At 28.5% G+C, this 22225-nt stretch carries 21 protein-coding genes and 1 tRNA gene; 9 read left to right on the top strand and 13 right to left on the bottom strand.

The annotated features are described in order from the left end of the window. The first annotated feature begins 44 nt into the window (after positions 1–44). Positions 45–560 (top strand): TraR/DksA family transcriptional regulator, encoded by a 516-nt coding sequence (locus tag DT059_RS04445; RefSeq protein ID WP_145597109.1) that lies wholly within the window; start codon positions 45–47, stop codon positions 558–560. Here DT059_RS04445 and DT059_RS04440 read toward each other — a convergent pair whose 3' ends face one another. From DT059_RS04440 to DT059_RS04420, 5 genes are all read right to left on the bottom strand, one after another. Next, positions 561–1187, bottom strand: a complete 627-nt coding sequence (locus tag DT059_RS04440; protein ID WP_145597108.1) for a glutathione S-transferase family protein — start codon at positions 1185–1187, stop codon at positions 561–563. After that, entirely contained in the window at positions 1184–2200 is a 1017-nt protein-coding gene (locus tag DT059_RS04435; protein ID WP_145597106.1) for an NAD(P)/FAD-dependent oxidoreductase, read from the bottom strand. The genes DT059_RS04440 and DT059_RS04435 overlap by 4 nt, the downstream gene beginning before the upstream one ends. Beyond that, positions 2201–2521 carry a 2Fe-2S iron-sulfur cluster-binding protein gene (locus DT059_RS04430; RefSeq protein ID WP_145597105.1) on the bottom strand — a complete coding sequence of 107 codons (321 nt, stop codon included), beginning with the start codon at positions 2519–2521 and terminating at the stop codon, positions 2201–2203. It abuts the gene before it with no gap. Between the two features lie 61 nt (positions 2522–2582). Next, positions 2583–3584, bottom strand: a complete 1002-nt coding sequence (locus DT059_RS04425; protein WP_145597103.1) for a fatty acid desaturase — start codon at positions 3582–3584, stop codon at positions 2583–2585. A gap of 102 nt (positions 3585–3686) precedes the next feature. Beyond that, positions 3687–4454, bottom strand: coding sequence for a bacteriorhodopsin-like (locus tag DT059_RS04420; protein WP_023854907.1), 768 nt, complete (start codon positions 4452–4454; stop codon positions 3687–3689). A 212-nt stretch (positions 4455–4666) separates the two neighbouring features. Between DT059_RS04420 and DT059_RS04415 the strand changes: the two genes are divergently transcribed. Beyond that, entirely contained in the window at positions 4667–6562 is a 1896-nt protein-coding gene (locus tag DT059_RS04415) for a propionyl-CoA synthetase (RefSeq protein ID WP_145597101.1), read from the top strand. Then, positions 6562–6897, top strand: a complete 336-nt coding sequence (locus DT059_RS04410) for a DMT family transporter (RefSeq protein ID WP_023854905.1) — start codon at positions 6562–6564, stop codon at positions 6895–6897. Before DT059_RS04415 ends, DT059_RS04410 begins: the two co-directional genes overlap by 1 nt. Here DT059_RS04410 and DT059_RS04405 read toward each other — a convergent pair. Then, the gene (locus DT059_RS04405; protein WP_145597099.1) at positions 6890–8197 is read right to left on the bottom strand and encodes a dihydroorotase; all 1308 of its coding nucleotides are present in this window, start codon (positions 8195–8197) and stop codon (positions 6890–6892) included. The genes DT059_RS04410 and DT059_RS04405 overlap by 8 nt on opposite strands. Positions 8198–8240: 43 nt before the next feature. On the opposite strand from DT059_RS04405, the gene ygfZ reads away from it, so the two are divergent. Further along, positions 8241–9131 carry a CAF17-like 4Fe-4S cluster assembly/insertion protein YgfZ gene (gene ygfZ, locus DT059_RS04400; RefSeq protein ID WP_145597097.1) on the top strand — a complete coding sequence of 297 codons (891 nt, stop codon included), beginning with the start codon at positions 8241–8243 and terminating at the stop codon, positions 9129–9131. A gap of 5 nt (positions 9132–9136) precedes the next feature. On the opposite strand, the gene DT059_RS07290 is transcribed toward ygfZ, so the two are convergent. Both DT059_RS07290 and DT059_RS04395 read right to left on the bottom strand, forming a co-directional pair. Next, positions 9137–9298 carry a hypothetical protein gene (locus DT059_RS07290; protein ID WP_168189245.1) on the bottom strand — a complete coding sequence of 54 codons (162 nt, stop codon included), beginning with the start codon at positions 9296–9298 and terminating at the stop codon, positions 9137–9139. Between the two features lie 26 nt (positions 9299–9324). Continuing rightward, positions 9325–9410 (bottom strand) — tRNA-Leu (locus DT059_RS04395). Positions 9411–9465: 55 nt separating this feature from the next. On the opposite strand from DT059_RS04395, the gene nadA reads away from it, so the two are divergent. Continuing rightward, a complete protein-coding gene (gene nadA, locus DT059_RS04390) occupies positions 9466–10455 on the top strand; it encodes a quinolinate synthase NadA (RefSeq protein WP_145597095.1) in 990 nt (329 codons plus the stop codon). 4 nt (positions 10456–10459) lie between these two features. After that, entirely contained in the window at positions 10460–11293 is an 834-nt protein-coding gene (gene nadC / locus DT059_RS04385; RefSeq protein ID WP_145597094.1) for a carboxylating nicotinate-nucleotide diphosphorylase, read from the top strand. On the opposite strand, the gene DT059_RS04380 is transcribed toward nadC, so the two are convergent. Then, complete coding sequence (locus DT059_RS04380; protein WP_145597092.1) at positions 11290–11661, bottom strand: nucleoside triphosphate pyrophosphohydrolase family protein; 372 nt, start codon at positions 11659–11661, stop codon at positions 11290–11292. The genes nadC and DT059_RS04380 overlap by 4 nt on opposite strands. A gap of 67 nt (positions 11662–11728) precedes the next feature. Between DT059_RS04380 and fumC the strand changes: the two genes are divergently transcribed. After that, complete coding sequence (gene fumC, locus DT059_RS04375; RefSeq protein WP_145597091.1) at positions 11729–13117, top strand: class II fumarate hydratase; 1389 nt, start codon at positions 11729–11731, stop codon at positions 13115–13117. On the opposite strand, the gene DT059_RS04370 is transcribed toward fumC, so the two are convergent. After that, positions 13105–14595, bottom strand: a complete 1491-nt coding sequence (locus DT059_RS04370) for a hypothetical protein (RefSeq protein ID WP_145597090.1) — start codon at positions 14593–14595, stop codon at positions 13105–13107. The genes fumC and DT059_RS04370 overlap by 13 nt on opposite strands. A gap of 35 nt (positions 14596–14630) precedes the next feature. On the opposite strand from DT059_RS04370, the gene DT059_RS04365 reads away from it, so the two are divergent. Then, a complete protein-coding gene (locus DT059_RS04365) occupies positions 14631–16667 on the top strand; it encodes an ATP-dependent helicase (protein ID WP_145597088.1) in 2037 nt (678 codons plus the stop codon). After that, entirely contained in the window at positions 16664–18358 is a 1695-nt protein-coding gene (locus DT059_RS04360) for an aminopeptidase P family protein (protein ID WP_145597086.1), read from the top strand. The genes DT059_RS04365 and DT059_RS04360 overlap by 4 nt, the downstream gene beginning before the upstream one ends. Here DT059_RS04360 and ligA read toward each other — a convergent pair. From ligA to lpxC, 3 genes are read right to left on the bottom strand one after another with little or no spacing between them, the layout of a single operon-like run. After that, positions 18341–20371 carry an NAD-dependent DNA ligase LigA gene (ligA, locus tag DT059_RS04355; RefSeq protein ID WP_145597084.1) on the bottom strand — a complete coding sequence of 677 codons (2031 nt, stop codon included), beginning with the start codon at positions 20369–20371 and terminating at the stop codon, positions 18341–18343. The genes DT059_RS04360 and ligA overlap by 18 nt on opposite strands. Further along, complete coding sequence (locus DT059_RS04350) at positions 20364–21209, bottom strand: outer membrane protein assembly factor BamD (RefSeq protein ID WP_145597082.1); 846 nt, start codon at positions 21207–21209, stop codon at positions 20364–20366. The genes ligA and DT059_RS04350 overlap by 8 nt, the downstream gene beginning before the upstream one ends. A gap of 48 nt (positions 21210–21257) precedes the next feature. Beyond that, positions 21258–22178, bottom strand: coding sequence for a UDP-3-O-acyl-N-acetylglucosamine deacetylase (gene lpxC / locus DT059_RS04345; protein ID WP_145597080.1), 921 nt, complete (start codon positions 22176–22178; stop codon positions 21258–21260). Positions 22179–22225: the final 47 nt, after the last annotated feature.

The following is a 22225-nucleotide window of genomic DNA, read 5'->3' as shown; positions in this document are numbered from 1 at the left end:
ACCCCTAATTTGCTGAATATACTGCGAGCGATTAAAATTACGCTATGCCAAAGACTACTAAAGCAAAGAAAAAAGTATCAAAACCAAAAACTAAAGTTGTGAGTAAAGCAAAACCAACTACAACTAAAGTTGCAGCCAAAGGTCCTGTAAAAATTTCAAAAACTTATGTTCCAAAAGATACTGAAAAATATATGTGTGAAAAACATAAAGTATTTTTTAGAATGAGACTAACTGAATGGAAAAAAGAACTAATCAAAGCTAATAATGAAGCTCTCTACAATGGTGGGATGGATGATAATAATATTTCTGCAGATATTGTTGATCAGGCAAACTCTTATATTGATAGTAATGTAGAGATGAAAGCAATTAACAGACAGATTAAATTAATCTCAGAAATAGATAAAGCGTTAAGAAGAATTAGAGAAGATACTTATGGTTATTGTTTAGATACAGCAGAGCCAATTGGATTAAAAAGATTAATGGCAAGACCTGTTGCTAAATACACTATTGCAGCACAAGAAAAGCATGAAAAAGAAGAAAAAGTTCATGCTGATGATTAATTAAACTTTTGGAATTTTTGCCTCTTTATCCATAAAAGCATAACCTTTAACTACAGCCTCACGTTCAGCTATTTCTTGGTACCATCTAGATAAGTTTTGATAATTTTTCAAACCAATATCATGCCACTCATGTCTCGCCATCCATGGCCATGTTGCAATATCAGCAATTGTGTATTCAGGACCTGCAAGAAATTTAGATTGTTTTAATCTTGTGTCTAATTCTCCATAAATTCTTTTAGTAATTTTAAAATATCTTTCTTCCCCAAATTCACTTTTGCCAGGATTATAGTGATGAAACTGGTGATGTTGGCCAATCATTGGACCTACGGTTCCCATTTGAGCCATTAACCATTGATTAATAACCAGTCTATCTTTTTCATTATAAAATTTTCCACTTTTCTCACCTAAATACATTAAGATTGCACCAGACTCGAAGATGCTTTTAGTGTTCTCATGATCAATGATGACGGGAATTTTACCAAATGGACTAATTTTTAAGTACTCTGGTTTAAATTGTTCATCTTTACCTAAATCAACTTTGGTTACTTTGTACTCATAACCAATTTCTTCAAGCATAATACTTATTTTCCATCCATTAGGAGTATTAGCAGAAAAAAGTTCTATCATTTTTTAATTCCAAGTCTTTCTTGTGCAGCTTTAGAAGTTGTTGTGAATTCAAATCTTAATTTTTCATCTGGTTTAGCATATTTAAAACAACCTCTAGCTGCTAAAGCTCCCTCATGAAAACCTGAAAGAATTAATTTTAATTTTCCTGGATAAGAACAAATATCACCAATTGCAAAAATTCCGTCTACATTGGTTTCAAAATTTTCGGTATTAACTTCAACAGTTTTTTTATTTATATTTAAACCCCAATCTAAAATTGGCCCAAGCTGCATGATTAAACCAAAGAAACCTAATACATAATCAGATTTAATTTCTTTAATTTCACCTTCATCATGTTTTATTTTAACAGTTTCAATTTGTTTATCTCCAGTTACCGAATCCATTTGATATTTCGTAAATAAATTTAACTTTCCTTGATCATTAAGATCTTTTACTTTTTGAACACTAGACTCTGCTCCACTAAAACCATCTCTTCTATGTATTAAATTTACTTTAGATGTATTTGATAATTCAATTGCCCAATCTAAAGCTGAATCCCCTCCACCAAAAATTGAAATAGATTTATCTTTAAATATTGATTTATCTTTAATTGAATAAAATAAAGAATTTCCCTCAAATTTTTCACATTCTTTTACTGAAAATTTTCTTGGCTCAAAAGAACCAACACCACCAGCTATTACAATTGCTGCAACATCAAACTCTACTCCACCAGAAGTTTTAACATGCCATCTATTTTGATTTTTTTTTAACTCTTCTACTCTTTCATTTAAATGAAATTTGACATTGAAAGGTTTAATTTGTTGTAAAAGATTATTAGTTAACTCTTCACCAGTACACTCTGGTACAGCTGGGATATCATAAATCGGTTTGTCAGGATAAAGCTCGATACATTGACCACCTGCTTTATCAAGATTGTCGACTATCTCACAGCTCAAGCCTATAATTCCAAGTTGATGAGCACAAAATAAACCCGTAGGCCCTGCTCCAATAATTAATACATCTGTTTTATTCATTTATCCTTGCTTTGATGGAATGTTTACTTCTAATCCATCCAGCTCATCTGAAACTATTAACTGACAACTCAACCTACTATTACTTTTTGGTTCAAAAGCCATATCAAGCATATCTTCCTCACCATCTTCTTTTGCTGGAAGCTTATCTAACCATTCTTCTTTGACATAAACATGGCAGGTAGCACACGCCATTCCACCTCCACAATCTGCATCAATTCCTGGAATATCATTTTGAACAGCACCTTCCATTACAGTTAAACCGTTTTGAACATCGATCGTGTGAGTTTTGTTATCGTGAGTGTGATAAGTAATTTTTGCCATGCGTTATATATAGTTTCTTATCTAAATAGGACAAGTAAGTAAAATCATACTTAGTATATTTTTAAATATTTTGAGGTTCGGGTAGTTCTTTTTTTATAAAATAGCTTGTATCTTCTTTTTGTTTCATTAAGGCAGGAATAATTTCTTTATAAGCATCTATTAATCCATCATTTGGTTTTGGTAACTGATCTTTAATATGGTGATGCAATTTGTCCAGGTTATATGATGGAACTGTTGGAAACATATGATGAGTTAAATGATATTCCATTTTCCAATATAAAAAACTTAGTATTGGATTTAAATACATTTCACGGGATGTAACCCTATGATCTTTGACGTTTCTTGCTAAACCAGCGTGCTGAGTGAATGCAACAAGTTTATGTAAAGTTTTTCCATAAAATTGTGGTAACACAAAATATAATAGAGGCATCCAAGAAGAAACTAATATAGACCATAAAATAATTAAAAGCCAAATAGCAACATAAATTCTTGAAATAAAAATTGCTTTTGCTTGTGCACTTTCTGGAATGCTATCTTGCATGACTTTTGTTTTAATTCCAAATGCATGCTGAATAATTTCAAATGAAATATGTTTTTTAAAAAAAATTAAATCCAAAAATGGAATAATATTTATAATTAATCTTTTTGGTGTTTCTTTTAAATCATTGCCATATTCAATTTCATGATCAAAAGGATTTTCTGTTGAATAAGTATTTCCATGATGAACAAAATGTGTGTATCTCCATCTTGTTGGTTCAAAGTTAGCCATATAGGAGGAAATGTAATAAAAAAGTTCGTTTAAAAATTTTGAATGAAAAGCAGTTTTGTGACCTGTCTCATGCCATAATGGATTAGAAAAAGAGTAAATATTTCCATAAACTAAAAACCAAAATACTGACCACCATGTACCCCAAGTTTGATAAGCTAGAATTCCAGTTACCAATAATAGTCCAAAAAAAACCGAAACATGTTGCAGTCCTTTTAAATCTGATTTCTTTGAAAGCTCTTTAAGAACTTCTTTATCAACTTGACATTTGTGCCATTTTTCTAATTTAACATCCATAGCAAAAAATTATGTATAGTTATTATACATAATTTTATTAAAGGTAAAAAAAAAGGGCAAGTACAAAATTGTACCTGCCCTTAATTTAAATTTTAAGTAAAACTACTTAGCTCTACCAGGTTGTTGCATAGCTGCTGCCCAAATGATCAGACCGAAAGCGATCTTGTTCAAGAAGTCAGCTGCGTTGTAAATCACGTTTAGTGAGTTAGCATCTACACCACCTGTTAGGTAACCAAAAATGTAACCTAATGGGTAGATTGCCCAACCTACTGTAACGATCATTCTCATTGCACCAAAAGCAGTTACAAGTGATTTGTTACCACTTTTCGCCGCTCTCTTACCTGCTTCACCAGAGAATACTTCATATAAGATGTATACCCAACCAGCCATACCGATTATGAAACCAAGTGTAGCGTTGATGTATCCAGCTTCTCCTAAGTATCCACCTACTAGCATTACTAATGTACCAATCATTAGTCTCCAGAAAATTCCAGAGTCTGATTTGTTTACTGCTGCTAGAACAAAGTAGAATTCTAACATCAATAATGGCACTGTAATTAACCAGTCAATATATCTGTAAACTGTTGGTGACTCACCAGTCATGATCCATACTTCTCTCATGTAAATGTAGTGTACGAATGCAATACCAGTTACTAGACCAGCAACAGTCATTGAAACTCTCCATCCAGCTGGAACCGAACTTCTTTCTAAGAAAAAGAATACAGTAGCAGCTAAACAAGCCATTGATACTAGCCAGAATGAAATTCCAACAAAGTCATCAGAGGCTAAAAGCACAGTTTCTGCGTTTGCTGCACCAGTTACGCCCATAAGAGCAACAACTGTAAGAGCAAACAATTTAAGTTTTTTCATAAAAAACTCCCTCTTCGTTAGTTTTTATTTTTTAGTTTATATAAACTAGACTTGAGTTACCCCAAGCCAAAGTTGTGGTTAAATAGCAAATTAAATTAGTTTTATGAAGACTTAATTGTCACTAATAAGCATTGATTTTACTTAATTTTTAAAATTAAATACAATTTATAAGTTAAAAACCAAAAAAAATAAGGAAATCGAATCAAATCTTTATGTCTTCTAAGTTTAATGAAATTTACGAAAATTCTATAAAAAATCCTGAAAAGTTTTGGCAAGAAGCTTCTGAAAATATCTTTTGGTTTAAAAAACCGACTAAAATTTTAAATAAATCTAACCCACCATTCTACAAATGGTTTGAGGATGGGGTCACAAACACATGTTATAATGCTTTAGACATCCATATTGATCAAGGAAGAGGTCAAAAAACAGCTTTAATCTATGATAGTCCTATTACAGGTAATAAAAGTAAGTTCACTTATGAAGAATTAAGGTCAAAGGTCTCTAAGTTTGCAGGAGCATTAAAAGCTCAAGGAGCTAATAAAGGTGATCGGGTGATTATTTACATGCCAATGATCCCTGAAGCAGTGGTTGCTATGCTAGCTTGTGCAAGAATAGGTGCAATTCACTCTGTTGTCTTTGGTGGTTTTGCCTCAAATGAGCTTGCAAGCAGAATTGATGATAGTAAAGCAAAGTTATTAGTAACTGCTTCATGTGGTTTTGAGCCTGGAAGAACAGTTGAGTACAAGCCACTTGTTGATGAGGCTATTAAAATAGCCAGTCACAAAATTGAAAAGATGATATTATTCCAAAGACCTGGTCACGAGGTAAAATTAAATGCGCCAAACGAAGTCAGCTGGAAAGAAGTTGTATCTATTGCTAAAGATGCAGACTGTGTAGAGATGAATTCAAATGAGTTTGCATACATTTTATATACATCTGGTACAACCGGAACCCCTAAAGGGATAGTAAGAGACATTGGGGGTCACATTGTTGCTCTCAAATGGACTATGAAAAATATCTACAACATAGATTCAGATGATATTTGGTGGTCTGCAAGTGACATTGGTTGGATTGTGGGTCACTCATATATAGTCTACGCTCCATTATTTAAAGGATGCACTACAGTTTTATTTGAAGGTAAGCCTGTCGGAACACCAGATGCAGGAGTTTTTTGGAAAATTATTTCAGATTACAAAGTAAAATCTCTTTTTACAGCTCCAACAGCTTTTAGAGCAATTAAGAAAGAAGATCCTGAAGGTAAATTTTTCTCAAAATATGATTTGAGTAGTTTTGAAAGCCTGTTCCTTGCTGGAGAAAGAGCTGATCCAGATACAATTAAGTGGGCAGAGAATTTACTTAAAGTACCAGTGATTGATCATTGGTGGCAAACAGAGACTAGTTGGGCAATAAGCTCAAATTGTACTGGTATTGAAATGATGGAAACGAAATATGGTTCAGCCTGTAAAGCTGTTCCTGGTTACGATGTAAAAATAATCAAACCTGACCAATCATTGGCCAAACCAAATGAGATGGGAGACATCGTTGTAAAGCTCCCACTGCCTCCGGGAACATTCCCAACTCTATGGAATGCAGATAAAAGGTATAAAGAAAACTATATGTCTAATTATGAAGGGTATTATCAAACATATGATGCAGGTCATATTGATGATGATGGTTATATTTGGATAATGTCTAGAACTGATGACATTATAAATGTAGCAGGTCACAGGTTGTCGACTGGTGCCATTGAAGAAGTTTTATCTGAGCATCAATCGGTTGCTGAATGTGCAGTACTTGGAATAGCAGATAAGTTAAAAGGTCAATTACCTATTGGTCTAGTCGTTTTAAAATCTGGTGTTGATAAAGATAATGACACTATATCTAAAGAATGTGTTCAAATGGTTAGAGATAAAATTGGACCAGTTGCTGCATTTAAAGTAGCGATTGTGATTAAAAGATTACCAAAAACAAGATCAGGTAAAATTTTAAGAGGGACAATAAGAAAAATTGCAGACGGTATTGATTATAAAGTGCCGCCTACAATTGATGATCCAATAATTTTAGATGAAATTAAAGAAAACTTAGTTCAAAATGGAATTATAAAATAATGTTAAAAACATATCTAATTTTAATCGCAGCAACTATCTTTGAAGTTTCAGGAACAATGCTTTTGCCTGTTACAAAAGGTTTTACAAAACCAGTACCAACTGGAGCTTTAATATTTTTTTATGTATGTGCATTTTTTTGTCTCTCAATTGTAGTAACTAAACTTCCATTGGCAGTAGTTTATGCAACATGGTGCGGTTTAGGAATTTTTACAATTGCTATACTTGGATATATTTTTTATGGACAGTCTTTAAGCTGGCAAGTTATTTTAGGAATGTTCTTAATTGTATTAGGTTTAACGCTCGTAAATATTTATTCTTCTAAAACCATTAACTAAAAGTCAAAGGAGTTCCCTCTGGCTCTCCTAAAATTTTTCCATCCTGCATCTTAATGTTTCCTGCAATAATTGTATGTGTGGGTGTTCCTTTAAATTTAAATCCATTAAATGGAGACCATTTACATTTACTTTCTATATTTTCATTTTTAATTTCGATTGTTTTGTTCATATCAACAATTGTAAAGTCTGCATCATAGCCCTCTTTAATAAATCCTTTGTTTTTAATTCCAAAAATCTTAACTGGATTTTCACAAACAAAATTCATCAATTGGTTTAGAGATAATTTTCCATCATTAATGTGATTTAACATTACAGGCATTAAAGTTTGAACCCCTGGCATCCCTGAAGGAGTATTTGGATATACCTTATCTTTATTTTCTTTTAAATGCGGAGCATGATCAGATCCAATAGTGTCATTAAAGTTATTTCTCACTCCATACCATAATCTGTCATAATGAGATTTATCTCTTAGTGGCGGGTTCATCTGAGCATAAGTCCCAAGCTTGTCATAACAATCTGGTGCATAAAGAGTTAAATGCTGAGGAGTAATCTCAAATGTAATATTTCCTTTATGTTGAGATAGAAAATCAATTTCCTCTTTTGTAGTAATATGAAGCACATGAGCTTTTTTGTTGTGCTTTTCTGCTATTCGAACAATTCGTCTAGTAGAAGCTATTGCACATTCAGCACTTCTCCATACTGGATGGGTATGAACATCACCCTCTTTTATTAATTTCTTATTAACATTTAAAATTGCCTCATCTTCAGAATGAACCGCTACTACTTTTGAAGCATTTTGAAAAACCTTATCTATATCATCCTCTTCAGCAACTAATAAATTTCCGGTTGAAGATCCTGCAAAAAGTTTAATGCCACAACATCCTTCCAAACCTTCTAAACTTGCTAAATCATCTGCATTGTCTGCTGTTGCTCCAAAATAAAAAGCATAGTTACAATACATTCTATTTTTAGCGAGATCTAATTTTCTCTGAAATTCCTTCATATTAGAAGTAGGTGGATTGGTATTCGGCATTTCAAATACACTTGTAATACCTCCTGCTATTGCTGCTCTACTTCCTGAATGAAGATCCTCTGTATCCGTTGATCCTGGTTCTCTAAAATGTGTTTGAGTATCTATGCAACCAGGTAATACTGTGTGGCCTTCTGCATTAATTGTTTCTTTTGCTTCTTCTGAAATATCTCCAATCTGTTGAATTTTTCCATCTTTTATAGCAACATCAACATCTTTTAATTCACCATCGATGTAACATTGTCCGTTTTTAATTAAAAGATCTAACATTTTTAGAAATGGTTACTATATTACATTCTATAATTAATCAATTATGAATATTAAAAACGTTTACATTTTAGATGACAGAGCAATTCTTTATATTAACGGAGAAGATGCAAAAGAGTTTCTTCAAAATCTCATCAGTAACGATATAAATAAAGTAACTGATGTAAATAGTTGTTTTAGTTCATTGCTTACACCCCAAGGAAAATTTTTATATGAATTTATAATCGTAAAACACAAGTCTGGATATATTTTAGATTGTGAAAAACCTCAGGCAGAGGAATTATTTAAACAATTATCCCTATATAAGCTAAGATCAAAACTTGAAATTCTTAATTTAACTAATGAATTTGTTGTAGCAGCATTTTCTTACGAAAAATTCTTAACTTTTGATAAAGCAAAAGATCAACCTGGATACACAATTAAATATAGAGAAGATCCAATATTTTTAGATCCAAGAAATAAGGATTTGGGCGCTAGATTAATTATTAATTTAGAAAAACTTTATTTATCTTTAAAAAAACTAGATCTTCATGACGCTAATCTTAAAGAATATTATTCATTTAGTCATAGCCTTGGAATAGTTCCTAAAGATTTAAATAAATTGAAAGACAAATTGTTTGGTATTGAATGTAATTTTGAAGAATTAAATGGAATTGATTTCAAAAAAGGTTGTTATGTTGGCCAAGAAAATACAGCGCGAATTAAATTAAAGAACAAGCTTTCAAAAAGATTGTTTCCAATAAATGTAATTCATGGAAAACTGTACGAAGGTGAAAGTATTTATAACAATGAAGTTGAAATAGGTAAGGTTTTAATTGATAGCGACTACCCTTTTGCTTTAATTAAATATTTAAATGAAAACTTTGATGAAAAAGTAAATTTTAAAACTAAAGAAGCTTCAATAAATGTCAATAAACCTGATTGGATAAAAAACTAATTTTCTTATTTAAATAAATAAACAATCATTAAAATTATAAAAACTACAATAATCCAAATACTTAGATTTTTAAGAAATTGCTTTAACTGAGAATTTGATTGTAAAAAACTTGGTAGAACTAAAAGCAAAACACCAACCATAAATATTACTGAAAGTAATTTATCCATCAAAAACTCCTATATAAAATTCACTTTGGTGCGGTCGGAGAGACTCGAACTCTCATGGACTATGTCCACACGGCCCTCAACCGTGCCTGTCTACCAATTTCAGCACGACCGCGATATGTCCCATAATAAATGAATGACAATCATGATTCAAATTGGTAAAAATCCCCATGGAATTTACACAAGAAGTGCGTAAAGCAACAGATCCCATTTATCAAAAAATTTCTAAGGTAATGCCTGAAATTGAATGGTCTGTGCATGCTCCTTATATTTATAAAATTAATAAATTAAAAAAAGAGAAGAATGCTGTAATTCTAGCCCACAACTACCAAACACCAGAAATTTATCATGGTGTAGCAGATTTTTCTGCGGACTCTCTTGCATTAGCAATTGAGGCCTCAAAAACTTCAGCTGATATTATTTTAATGGCTGGAGTACATTTCATGGCAGAAACTGCAAAATTAATGAGCCCTAATAAAAAAGTTATTCTTCCTGATATGGATGCTGGCTGTTCTCTATCATCATCTATTACAGGTAAAGATGTTAGGTTATTAAAAGAAAAATATCCAGGCGTTCCTGTTGTATCTTATGTCAATACTTCAGCAGAAGTTAAGGCGGAAACAGATGTTTGTTGTACATCTGCAAACGCAGTTAAAATAGTTAAATCACTTGGGGTAAAAAGAGTAATATTTTTACCTGATGATTACTTGGCTAAATATGTTGCATCTCAGACTGATGTTGAAATTATTTCATGGAAAGGAATTTGTATTGTTCATGATCAATTTAATAAAAAAGAAATAGAGGATATTAGAAAAAATAATCCAGGAATTAAAATTATTGCACATCCAGAATGTCCTCCTGATGTAATTGAAGCAAGTGATTTTGCAGGATCAACATCTGGAATGATCAAATATGTAAAAGATAATCAACCAAAAAAAGTAATGATGGTTACTGAGTGCTCAATGAGTGACAATATCCAGATAGAAAATCCAAATGTAGATTTTGTTAAACCATGTAATATGTGTCCTCATATGAAAAAAATTACACTTCCAAAAATATTAGATTGTCTAGAGAATGAAACTGGTGAAATAATTATGGACAAAGAAACAATTGATAAAGCCAGAATATCTGTAGAAAGAATGGCAGCCATTGGCAGATAATTAAGTGTCCAAAATAAAACTAAGCAAAGAATTTATCAAAAGTACTGTTAAGCTAGCATTAAACGAAGATCTTTATCCTTCAGGAGATATCACTTCAAGTTTAATTAAAGATGATAAAATTGTAACGGTTAAATTAATTGCAAATCAAAGTGCAATTGTTGCAGGATTGTTATTTGCTAAACAAACTTTTTCATTAATTGATGATAAAATAAAATTTATTATTAAGAAAAAAGATGGTTCTAGAGTTAAAAAGGGGAATTTAGTAGCTTTAATTAAAGGCAATGCAAAAAATATTCTAATCGCTGAAAGAGTAGCTTTAAATTTTTTGTCTCATATTTCTGGTATAGCAACTAAAACAAATAAATTTGTTAAATTAGCAGGAAAAAAAATTAAAATTTGTTGTACAAGAAAAACAATCCCAAATTTAAGAGTAATCCAAAAGTATGCTGTAAAATTAGGTGGTGGTACAAATCATAGATTTAATTTAAGTGATGAATATCTGATTAAAGATAACCACATAGCTAGTTCAGATTTAAAAACTTTGGTCTTAAAGGCAATAAAAAATAAAAAAGGAAAAAAAATTACGGTTGAGGTTGATAAAATAAAACAACTTAAATCAATATTAGGTCTAAAATTTAATACTGTTCTGCTTGATAATATGAGTATTAAAAATTTAAGAGAGGGTGTTAAAATTGCTAAAAATCATTATGAGACTGAAGCCTCAGGCAATGTTACTTTAAAAACTGTAAAAAGAATTGCTTCTACTGGAGTAAATAGAATTTCTGTTGGCAGTATTACACACAGCGCTACTGCAATTGACTTTAAGTTAGAAATTTAATTCACAAATTTTGATAGATCCGGCTTAAAATAGTTAGGACCTTTCATGACTTTTCCAGACTCATTGTAAATTGGTTTTCCATTTTCGTCTAACTTGCTCATGTTTGAATTTTGAACCTCATCAAAACATTTATCTAGATCAATTCCAAATGCATGTCCTGCTCCATAAGTTACATATAATATGTCTGTTAGCGCATCAGCTACTTCCAATAAGTCCTTATTATTCATAGCTTCTGTAAGCTCCTCTAGCTCCTCTTTTATTAAATCTATCCTTAATTTATTTATTTTGTCAGTACTAAATGATGGTTTTGTTTTTACTTCCTGACCAAAAGTTTTCATGAAAGTGCCAACTTTGCTAAAATTCGACATAATGCTCCTGTATGTTTTTAATAATTTATTGTATGTTAATAATTATTTGTTACTTAAAAATTAATCAATGAAATTAAGAAAAGAATTTGACAGTATTGGAAGCATAAATGTCCCAAATGATAAATATTGGGGAGCATCTACTCAGAGATCTAATAAATTTTTTAATATAGGTAAAATTTTAGTTAATATTTCAATCATTAAATCAATAGCAATTATTAAAAGATCAGCTGCAATTGTGCATGCTAAAGATAAATTAATTGATGGTAAAATTTCTAAAGCAATAGTCAAAGCATCACATGAAGTAATCAAAGGTAAATTAGATGAAAACTTTCCATTAAAGGTCTGGCAAACAGGTTCTGGAACACAAACAAACATGAATGTAAATGAGGTCATTGCTAACAGGGCAATAGAAATTTTAGGTGGAAAAAAAGGAACAAAAAAACCTGTTCATCCAAATGATCATGTAAATAAATCACAATCTACAAATGATGTTTTTCCAACTGCAATGCATATCTCTGTAGCTCAACAGACAATAAGTAAAATGCTGCCAAGCTTAAAAATTTTAGAAAAAGAATTAAAAAAAAAAACTAACGAATTTAAAAATATTGTTAAAATTGGAAGAACTCATTTGCAGGATGCTACTCCACTTTCTCTTGGTCAAGAGTTTTCTGGATATCATTTTCAAGTTAAAAAAAGTATCGAAAGAATAGAGTATGCTTTAAAAGAAATTTTATTTCTTGCACAAGGTGGTACTGCTGTTGGCACTGGAATAAATTCAAAGAAAAATTTTGACAAGAAAATTGTTAAAGAGATTGCTAAATTTACAAAAATAAAATTTAAACCAGCTCCAAATAAATTTGCTGAACTTGCGGCTCATGATGCAATTGTAAATTTTTCTGGCACTTTAAATACTTGTGCGGTTGCACTTATGAAGATATCAAATGATATTAGATTTTTAGGTTCTGGTCCGAGAGCCGGTTATGGAGAGTTGATTTTACCTGAAAACGAACCAGGTTCATCAATTATGCCAGGGAAGGTTAATCCAACACAATGTGAAGCTGTAACAATGGTTTGTGTAAAAGTTATTGGTAATCATAATGGTATAACTATGGCAGGATCTCATGGTCATTTTGAGCTAAACGTTTTTAAACCTTTAATTGCTCATAATATTTTACAATCAATCGACTTGATTGCTGACAGCACAAAAAATTTTGCTCTATATTGTGTCAAAGGAATAAAAGCTAATAAAAAGAAAATCCAAGAACATTTAGATAATTCACTTATGCTGGTAACTGCTTTAGCTCCACATATTGGTTACGATAATGCAGCAAAAATTGCAAAAACTGCACTCAAAAATAATACTACTTTAAAATATGAAACTTTAAAAACAGGATTAATAAACGAAAAAGATTACAATAAGATAGTGGATCCTAAAAAGATGATTTATCCAGCATAACTCTTAATTGCTTCATTTAATAAATTTTTAAAATAAATTTTATTTTGTAAATCATCTTTTTTTAAAATTACATTACTTAGAATTTCATTAATATTCTGATTAATTTTATTATCAATTTTAATATCCTTTAAAGCTGCTATTTTTTGATCGAAATTATAAGTAAAACTTAAATCTATTTGATCGATTTTATTTCTATAATTTTTAGGTGTTAAAAGAAATTTATATATCTCGTTATAATCTTTCACATTTATTTTTAATTTTCCATCCAAAACTAACTCTCCATTTCTAACAAAAATTAAGCTTTCAAATAATTCAAAATTTGCAAAATTCCTCCAATCAAATTTTGTATTATCAGTATCAATTAATCCCTCTTGAATTTTTGAATTTAAATTAATATTTCTAAAGTTTGCATTATTATAAACATTGTCTGCATTTATACTTAATTTAAAATCAATATTTTTATTATTAAATATTTCAGTTTTTAAAAGTTGAGCAATGATTGCATTAGAACCAAATAAGTAATTTAAATTTATTTCAGCTGATTTACCCTCTAAATTTGCATGAAATGGTTTAAAATTAAACTTTCCCTTATAAGAAATATTTGGTTGATCTATTTTGTCAAAAACATGAAAATTCAATAAATTTTTTTCAATTTTATAATCTACAAATCTTTTTATTTTATTTAAATTAAATCTTGATTTACCAACTTTTTTATCATTCTCTAAGATCAATTCATTTTCAATATTTAGTTTAATTAAATTAAGATTAATTTTAGATAAAATTTTCTTGTTATCTTCACTAAAAAAGGATTCCACTGAAAAAGGAATGTTAAATATTTCATTTTCTGAATAGAAAATATTTTTTAATTCCTTTGAGTCGAAATAATATTTCATTTTAAAAATTTTGATTATAAACAAAACTTCATCCTCTATATGTTTAAAAAAAACATTACTATTATTAATTATTATATCTCCATCTTGGAAACTTCTGTTTAATAATTCTACAAAGAAATTATAATTTTTTATGTTTAAATGAAAATTAGCATTTTCTAATATTAAATCTCTTACTCTAATATTTTTTAAAGAAAAAAGATCATCAAATGAAATAAAAATTTTTAATTTACCAATTTTTGAAATTTCTTTTTCATTATTAAGAATTTTGGAGTCTGTGATTATAAAATGAGGTTTAGGAAAAAAATTATATTTTAAATTTTTAGAAAATTTAAAATTTAAATCGAATTTACTTTGAATCTCATTTTTCAGCTTATTTGAAATATCATTTTGATTATAAAAAGTAGGTAATAATAAATAAGAAATTAAAATAACAAAAAGTGCGACAAAAGTTAAAATTATTTTATTATTTTTAAATAAAAAGCTTAGATTCTTAAAATTTAATTTGTTTAAATTTTTTTCTAAAAGATTATTAATAAAAGTAGTGATTTTTTTTAAATATTTTAAAAAAAAATTTGTTTTGCTCATAACAATTAAAGAAAGCTTATAAAGTATTATTTTAAATGATAAACAAAGATTATTTAAAAAATTTAAATGAGGCCCAAAAAGAAGCTGTTCTGCATCTTGATGGACCTCTTTTGATTGTTGCTGGAGCAGGGTCAGGAAAAACGAAAGTTTTAACTTCAAGAATAGCTAATATTATCAATGAAAAAAAGTCTTTTCCAAATCAGATTTTAGCAGTCACTTTTACTAACAAGGCTGCTAAAGAAATGCAAAATAGAGTAAGTAAAATACTTGGATCATCCGCAATTGGACTACCTTGGCTTGGAACATTTCATTCAATTTGTGCTAAATTATTAAGAAAACATGCATCTGCAGTAAATCTAAATTCTAACTTTACTATTATAGACACGGATGATCAGATCAGACTTATCAAAAATATTTGCAAAGCTGAAAATATTGACATCAAAAAATTATCCCCGAGGTTTATATTGGCAATAATAGATCGTTGGAAAAATAAAGGATTTTATCCAGATGAAGTTGTAATTAATAAAAAAGATTTATATGAAAAAACAATTCTTCCTCTTTATAAAATTTATCAACAAAAATTAACTGACTTAAACTCCTGTGATTTTGGCGATCTAATCTTGCATGCAGTAAAGATTTTAGAATTCAATTCAGATATTAGAGAAATATATTCAAAAAATTTTAAATATATTCTTGTCGACGAATATCAAGATACAAATTTTATTCAAAGCAAATGGCTTAATCTTCTTTCAGAAAAAAATAAAAATATTTGTTGTGTAGGTGATGATGATCAATCGATTTATAGTTGGAGGGGTGCAGAAATAAAAAATTTTTTAGAATTTGATCAAGTTTATAAAAATACAAAAGTAATAAGATTAGAACAAAATTATAGATCTTCTCAGAATATTTTATCTGTGGCTTCAGACCTTATTTCTAATAATCAAAATAGAGTTGGAAAAACATTGATTACTACAATGGAAGAGGGTGATCCAGTGCAATTAAACTGTTTTAAAAATGGTAAAGATGAAGCAATTGGGATTTCTGATGAAATTGAAAAAAAAATAAAAAAAAAGTTTTCTTATAATAATATTGCAATTTTAGTTAGGGCCATTTTTCAAACACGTGAATTTGAGGAAAGATTTCTTAAAATTGGTATGCCTTACAGAATATTAGGTGGTACAAAATTTTACGAAAGAGCTGAAATTAAAGATTGTGTTGCATATTTAAGATTAATTCATCAGGAAAAAGATGACTTGGCTTTTGAAAGGATAGTGAATAACCCTAAGAGATCGATAGGTGATAGTACTTTAAAAAACATTCATGAGTTTGCTAAGGAAAATAATTTAAATTTAGAAAGATCATCAATAAAAATGCTTGAACAAAATTTAATCAAGCCAAAAGCTAAAATTGGTCTTAGTTTATTTATCAATTCTTTAATGAAGTGGAGAAACGATTTAATTGTAAAAAAATCAAGTCATATAAAATTATTACAAATTGTTTTGGATGAATCAGGATATTCAGCAATGCTTAAAAATAAAAAAGACTTGGATAATGAAAATAGATTAGAAAATATTAAAGAGTTATTAAGTGCAATGAAAGAATTTGACAATCTAGAAAGTTTTTTAGAACACGTTTCATTAGCAACTTCTGTAGATCAGGAATGGGATGGCGAAAAAATTAACATGATGACTATGCACGCAGCAAAAGGTTTAGAGTTTGATGTTGTATTTTTACCTGGATGGGAGGAAGGGTTGTTTCCACATCAAAAATCTATCGAAGAAAAAGGTCAAAATGGCCTTGAGGAAGAAAGACGGTTAGCATATGTAGGAATTACAAGAGCAAAGAAAAAAGCTATAATTTCCTTTTCAATGAATAGATTTTATCAAGGAGATTGGATTGATAGCATGGCTTCAAGATTTGTTGATGAACTTCCAGAAAAATATTTAGAAAAAAACTCATTCTTTGATGAGGAAATTAATAATGATGATGATTTTGATTTTAATCAAGATTTTGAAATTGAGGAAGGTAAAAGAAGTCCTGGTTGGATAAGATATCAAAAGAGAATTAAATGAAAAATTACATAAAAGAATTAAGAAGTAAATTTAAGAAATATGAAATTGATGGCTATGTGATTCCAAAAAATGACGATTATTTTACAGAATACTCAAAATTAAATCGATTAGAAATAATCTCAAACTTTAGTGGATCTGCAGGCTTAGCCATAATTCTTAAAAATAAAAATTATTTATTTACTGACGGAAGATACACAATTCAGAGTCAATCTGAAAGTGGAAAAAATTTTCAAATTTTTGGATTTGAAAAGTTAATAAACTGTAAGTTATTTAAAAATTTAACTTTAGGTATTGATCCAAAACTATTTACAAATTCTCAAATTAAAAATTATTTTTTAAAACATAATAAAATAAAATATGTTGAAAAAAATCTAATAGATGAAATTAAAAAACAGAAAGAACATGCTTCTATCCCTTTTTTTTCTTTAAATAAAAATATCGTTGGTGAAAGTATTAATTCAAAATTAAATAGAATAACTAAATATTTAAAAAAAAAAAAATGTGATTATATTTTTATTAGTGCACCAGAAAATGTTGCATGGTTATTAAATATTAGAGGAAGTGATAGTCCAAATAGTCCAATTCCCAATTCAAGGTTAATAATAAGCAAAACAAAAAAAATATTATTAATAAGTAAAAAAGAAAAATCTAAAAAATTAATAAAAAATAAAATTATTAAATTAAATCAGTTTTTAGATATAAACAAATTATCAGATAAAATAGTTAAACTTAAAGGTAAAAAATTTTTAGTTGATGACAAATCATGTTCTATATACTTCGAAAATTTAATTAAATCAAAATTTAAAATTGTTGGTAGAGAAGACCCTACCTATCATTTTAAAGCGATTAAAAATAAAATAGAAATTAACAATATGATTAATGCTCATATTTTAGATGGTGTAGCATTAACAAAATTTATTTATTGGATTAAAAAAATAAATAAAAATAAAATTACTGAAGTAGAAGCGGCTAGAAAATTGGAACAATTTAGAAAAATGAATAAAAGCTTTCTTTATCCTAGTTTTGATACCATTGCAGGTTCTGGTAAAAATGGTGCTATAGTACATTATCGCGCTAAAAAAGAAAATTGTAGATATATAAATAAAAAAGATATTTTTCTTTGTGACTCAGGTGGTCAATACAAATATGGAACCACAGATGTTACTAGAACAATTTGTTTTTCTAATCAAAGCCAATATATAAAAAATATTTTTACTAAAGTTTTAAAGGGACATATTGCAGTTGCTACAACTAATATAAATAAAGATAATATTGGTAAAAAAATTGATAGCAGAGCAAGAAAATTTTTAAATGAAAGTAATTTAGATTATGCGCATGGAACTGGCCACGGAGTAGGTTTTTTTCTAAACGTGCACGAAGGACCACAATCAATAACTAAGATAAATAAAATTAAAATAAAATCAGGAATGATATTAAGTAATGAGCCTGGTTACTATGAGAAGAATTATTTTGGAATACGTATAGAAAATTTAGTTTATGTAGATAAAATAGATGAAAAAATATTTTTTAAAAATTTAACAATGGTACCAATAGAAAAAGACTTAATTAATTTTGATTTATTGACTATTTCTGAGAAAAACTATCTATTTAAGTATCATTTAGAGGTTTACTCAAAAATATCAAAATTTTTAAATACAAAAGAAAAAAAATGGTTAGCTAGTTTTATTTAGCATTTTTAAAAAATCTTCTTGATTTATAATTTTAATATCAAGTTGTTTAGCACTTTCTACTTTTCTTCTTGTTGGTTTTTCTCCAATAATTAAATACTTTAGTTTATTTGTGACAGAACTTACTGTAATTCCAGAATTTTCTTCAATTAAGGATTTAACCTCAGCTCTGCTAATTCCACTCAATTTACCAGTCACTAAAAATGTTTTGTTTTTAAATAATCCGTTTTGTTTTGCGGCTGTAGCATTTTTTATTACCAAAATTTTTCCTAATTCATCTAAAACTTTTAAATTTATTTTATTTGAGAAAAAAACTTTCATTGAGCTTACCTGGGTTTCTCCAATTCCATCGATATTTAATAAATCATCGTAATTTTTTGTCTTGGAAAGACTTTGAAATTTCAAAAAAGATATAAAATGTTTAGCTAATAATTTTGCATTTTCTAATCCTATGTGCCTAATACCTAAAGCAAAAATTAACCTTTCTAGAGAAATATTTTTTTTTTCATTTATAGAATACTTTAAGTTTTCGGTAGATAGTTTTCCCCATCCTTCTAGTTTTTCAATTTTTTTATAATCTAGTTTAAATATATCCTGTGGAAATTTTATAAAATTTAATTGCCAAAACCCTTCTATGATCTTTTTTCCTAGACCATCTATATTAAATGCATCTTTCGAAACAAAATGTTTTAATTTTTCGATTGAAATTTTATCACAATAATAATCTTCACTAGAACACCTCCTCACAGCATCAATTTTTTTAGTGACCTTATTAAACTCTTTAACTGTTTTTGAGCCACAAAAAGGACATTTATTTGGAAAAATAAATTTAGAACTATTTTTTTCTCTTTTATTAATATCAACTGATAAGATATGTGGGATCACATCCCCAGCTCTTTCAACGGTTACTGTGTCACCAATTCGGATATCTTTTCTATTAATTTCATCCTCATTATGTAAAGTTGCATTAGAAACTAACACTCCGCCAATATTTATGGGTTTTATTTTTGCTACAGGAGTTAATGCTCCTGTTCTGCCAATTTGAATATCAATATCTAAAATTTTAGATATTGCTTTATTTGATGAGAACTTATGCGCAATAGCCCATCTCGGAGCATTAGCAACATTTCCTAATCTTTTTTGTAAGTCAAAATCATTAACTTTGTAAACAATACCATCTATATCAAAATTTAAATTTGCTCTTTGTTGTTCAACTTCATTATAATTTTGAATTAAGTTTTTTATACCAGCAACTGTTTTGTTGAGTGGATTAGTTTTAAAGCCCCATTCATCTAATTTTTTCAAATAATCAGATTGTTTTTTTTGCTTTAAACCCTGCTCAAAACCAAAAGTATAAGCTATAAAATTTAAGGGTATTTTTTTTGTATCCTCAGGATTTTTTTGCCTCAAAGAACCTGAGGCAGCATTTCTAGGGTTAGCAAACTTATCCTTCAAATTCTCAAAATTACTATTTTGAATAAATACCTCTCCTCTAACATCAATATCTTTAGGAAAATCTTTATCTGGTATTATTTTTGGGATATCTTTTATTGTCTCTAAATTTGCAGTTATATCTTCGCCTTCTCTTCCATCTCCTCTAGATAATCCTTTTTCAAAAATACCATTTCTATAAATTAATGAGGCAGAAATACCGTCTATTTTTGGTTCAGCACTGTAAGAAATTTTAAACCCCTTATTTTCAGATAAAAAATTTAAAATTTTTTTTTCAAAATTTAATAAATCTTCCTCTGTAAATGCATTGGCAAGTGATAACATTGGAACTCTGTGCGAAACTTTTTGAAAATTTTTGGAAGGTTTATAACCTACTTTTCCTGAAGGTGAATTTTTTGATTTAATATCTTTATATTCAGACTCAATTTTTAAAACCCATTTTTTTAATTCATCATATTCTTTATCTGAAACTATTGGATCACTCTTCTGATAATAAAATTTATCGTACTTTTTAAGTAAATTAATTTTTTTTTTATATTCCTTTATTACTTTATTTTTATCCATCTAAGTCAAAAAGAGATTTGGCTTTACGCAATATAGAATTTTTCTTTTTTTCTTTTTCTATAATTTGTTTTTTATAACTTTTATTAAAATTACTATACGAATTTTCATACCATTTTGAAGATTGATAATTATAACCTAACAAATTAGCATACTTCTGTGCCTCAGATTTTAAACCTAATATAAAATAAACTTCAACCAATCTGTGTAATGCTTCTTCCACATAAATAGTTGTATCATACTCATCTACTACAACTCTAAAACGATTAATAGCTGGTATCCATTTCTTTTTTTTAACATAATAGCGGCCAACATACATTTCTTTTGATGCTAAAAGGTTATTAATTAAATTAATCTTATATTTTGCATCAATTGCATAATCTGTATTTGGAAAATCAGAAATTACTTTATTAAATGTTTGTTTAGCTTTTATAATTGATTGTAAATCCTTTTTTTCATCAACTATCTGTTCATAATAACATACAGCTAATAAATAATATGCATAATCAATATTTTTATTTTGAGAATAAATTTTAATAAATCTTTCTAATTCGGCAATTGAGTCACCGTAATAATCTTGAATATAATATGAATAAGCCGCCATGAGTGCAGACTTTGGCGCCCAGTTTGATTGTGGATATAATAATTCTGCTTCATTAAATTTTTTTGCAGCATATAACACATCACCAGCTTCTAAAGAATTTTTTCCCTCTGTATAAGCCTCTAAAACTTGTAAGTCTAAACTTTTTTCCTTAATTATAGATTTTTTTTCAATCTCTTTTGAGCACGAAAAAAATAAAAAAATAATTAAAACAAAATTTAAAAAACTTTTAAAGTTCATATTTAATTTATACTTTTTTAATTGAAATTATAAAGATATCTTTATTAACTATGCAATTGATCTTAATAAATTTCTATTGATAAGAGTGTGTGGCAAGTTTTTTTCTTTAATTTCTAAAATTGAAAAATTTTCTTTATTTTTGAATACTTTTCTTAGTAGCTGGTTTGTTAAATAATGACCTCCTTGAGAGCAAATTACGTTTGCTACAATTCTATATCCTGACGTATATAAATCACCTATACAATCCAATATTTTATGATTAACAAATTCTTTTTCATTTCTCAATCCTCCAGGATTAAGAATTTCGTGATCTTTTACCACAATTGCATTATTTAAATTTCCACCTTTTGCTAAACCATTCTGTCTAATTAATTCTATATCCTCATATAAACAAAAAGTTCTTGAGTTATAAACATTTGTTAAATCATCTTCATAAACTTTCACTTTATTTCTTTGATTGCCAATAATCGGATTTTTATATTTAAGCTCAAAATCTATGTCTAGACTTAATGTTGATGGCTGAATAGATATAAATCTTTCTCCATCTTTATATTCTATATCTTTATTTATCTTAATAATTTTTATTGGTTCATTGCTTATCTCAATCCCTGACAAAATTATTTGATTAATAAATTCTTTTGCTGAGCCATCTAATATCGGAACTTCCTCATTATCAATTTCAATTAAAGCATTATCGATCCCTAGACCAAACAAAGCGCCCATTAAATGTTCAATAGTTGCAACCTTTACTCCATACTCATTTTGAATAGTAGTGTTTAATGATGTGTTAGTAACATTCATAAAATTTGGATATACTAGGTTATCTTTATTTAAGTCTACTCTTTTAAAAACTATACCAAAGTTAGGTTGAGCTGGTTTGATGCAGATGCTGACATTGTGCCCGCTGTGTAAAGCTATTCCTTTGAATAAAACTTTATCCTTTATTGTTTTTTGAGTTAAATAAGACACTCATAACTTTTAGTTTGGATCTTTCATAATTAGAAAACAACTAATGT

Source organism: Candidatus Pelagibacter sp. FZCC0015 (genome assembly GCF_007833635.1).
In the GTDB taxonomy this organism is placed as follows: Bacteria; Pseudomonadota; Alphaproteobacteria; order Pelagibacterales; family Pelagibacteraceae; genus Pelagibacter.
Note: the sequence above shows the minus strand (reverse complement) of the source record. Positions and strands in the feature narration are given on the sequence as shown.

What these genes read in the sequence shown, in the direction of transcription:
- DT059_RS04445 (WP_145597109.1), top strand. Translation starts at nt 45, where the DNA reads ATGCCAAAGACTACTAAAGCAAAGAAAAAAGTATCAAAACCAAAAACT.
- DT059_RS04405 (WP_145597099.1), bottom strand. Translation starts at nt 8,197, where the DNA reads ATGTTAGATCTTTTAATTAAAAACGGACAATGTTACATCGATGGTGAA.
- DT059_RS07290 (WP_168189245.1), bottom strand. Translation starts at nt 9,298, where the DNA reads ATGGATAAATTACTTTCAGTAATATTTATGGTTGGTGTTTTGCTTTTA.
- DT059_RS04425 (WP_145597103.1), bottom strand. Translation starts at nt 3,584, where the DNA reads ATGGATGTTAAATTAGAAAAATGGCACAAATGTCAAGTTGATAAAGAA.
- DT059_RS04440 (WP_145597108.1), bottom strand. Translation starts at nt 1,187, where the DNA reads ATGATAGAACTTTTTTCTGCTAATACTCCTAATGGATGGAAAATAAGT.
- DT059_RS04435 (WP_145597106.1), bottom strand. Translation starts at nt 2,200, where the DNA reads ATGAATAAAACAGATGTATTAATTATTGGAGCAGGGCCTACGGGTTTA.
- DT059_RS04410 (WP_023854905.1), top strand. Translation starts at nt 6,562, where the DNA reads ATGTTAAAAACATATCTAATTTTAATCGCAGCAACTATCTTTGAAGTT.
- DT059_RS04415 (WP_145597101.1), top strand. Translation starts at nt 4,667, where the DNA reads ATGTCTTCTAAGTTTAATGAAATTTACGAAAATTCTATAAAAAATCCT.
- DT059_RS04370 (WP_145597090.1), bottom strand. Translation starts at nt 14,595, where the DNA reads ATGAGCAAAACAAATTTTTTTTTAAAATATTTAAAAAAAATCACTACT.
- DT059_RS04420 (WP_023854907.1), bottom strand. Translation starts at nt 4,454, where the DNA reads ATGAAAAAACTTAAATTGTTTGCTCTTACAGTTGTTGCTCTTATGGGC.
- DT059_RS04430 (WP_145597105.1), bottom strand. Translation starts at nt 2,521, where the DNA reads ATGGCAAAAATTACTTATCACACTCACGATAACAAAACTCACACGATC.
- DT059_RS04350 (WP_145597082.1), bottom strand. Translation starts at nt 21,209, where the DNA reads ATGAACTTTAAAAGTTTTTTAAATTTTGTTTTAATTATTTTTTTATTT.
- DT059_RS04380 (WP_145597092.1), bottom strand. Translation starts at nt 11,661, where the DNA reads ATGTCGAATTTTAGCAAAGTTGGCACTTTCATGAAAACTTTTGGTCAG.
- DT059_RS04365 (WP_145597088.1), top strand. Translation starts at nt 14,631, where the DNA reads ATGATAAACAAAGATTATTTAAAAAATTTAAATGAGGCCCAAAAAGAA.
- ligA (WP_145597084.1), bottom strand. Translation starts at nt 20,371, where the DNA reads ATGGATAAAAATAAAGTAATAAAGGAATATAAAAAAAAAATTAATTTA.
- fumC (WP_145597091.1), top strand. Translation starts at nt 11,729, where the DNA reads ATGAAATTAAGAAAAGAATTTGACAGTATTGGAAGCATAAATGTCCCA.
- ygfZ (WP_145597097.1), top strand. Translation starts at nt 8,241, where the DNA reads ATGAATATTAAAAACGTTTACATTTTAGATGACAGAGCAATTCTTTAT.
- nadA (WP_145597095.1), top strand. Translation starts at nt 9,466, where the DNA reads ATGGAATTTACACAAGAAGTGCGTAAAGCAACAGATCCCATTTATCAA.
- DT059_RS04360 (WP_145597086.1), top strand. Translation starts at nt 16,664, where the DNA reads ATGAAAAATTACATAAAAGAATTAAGAAGTAAATTTAAGAAATATGAA.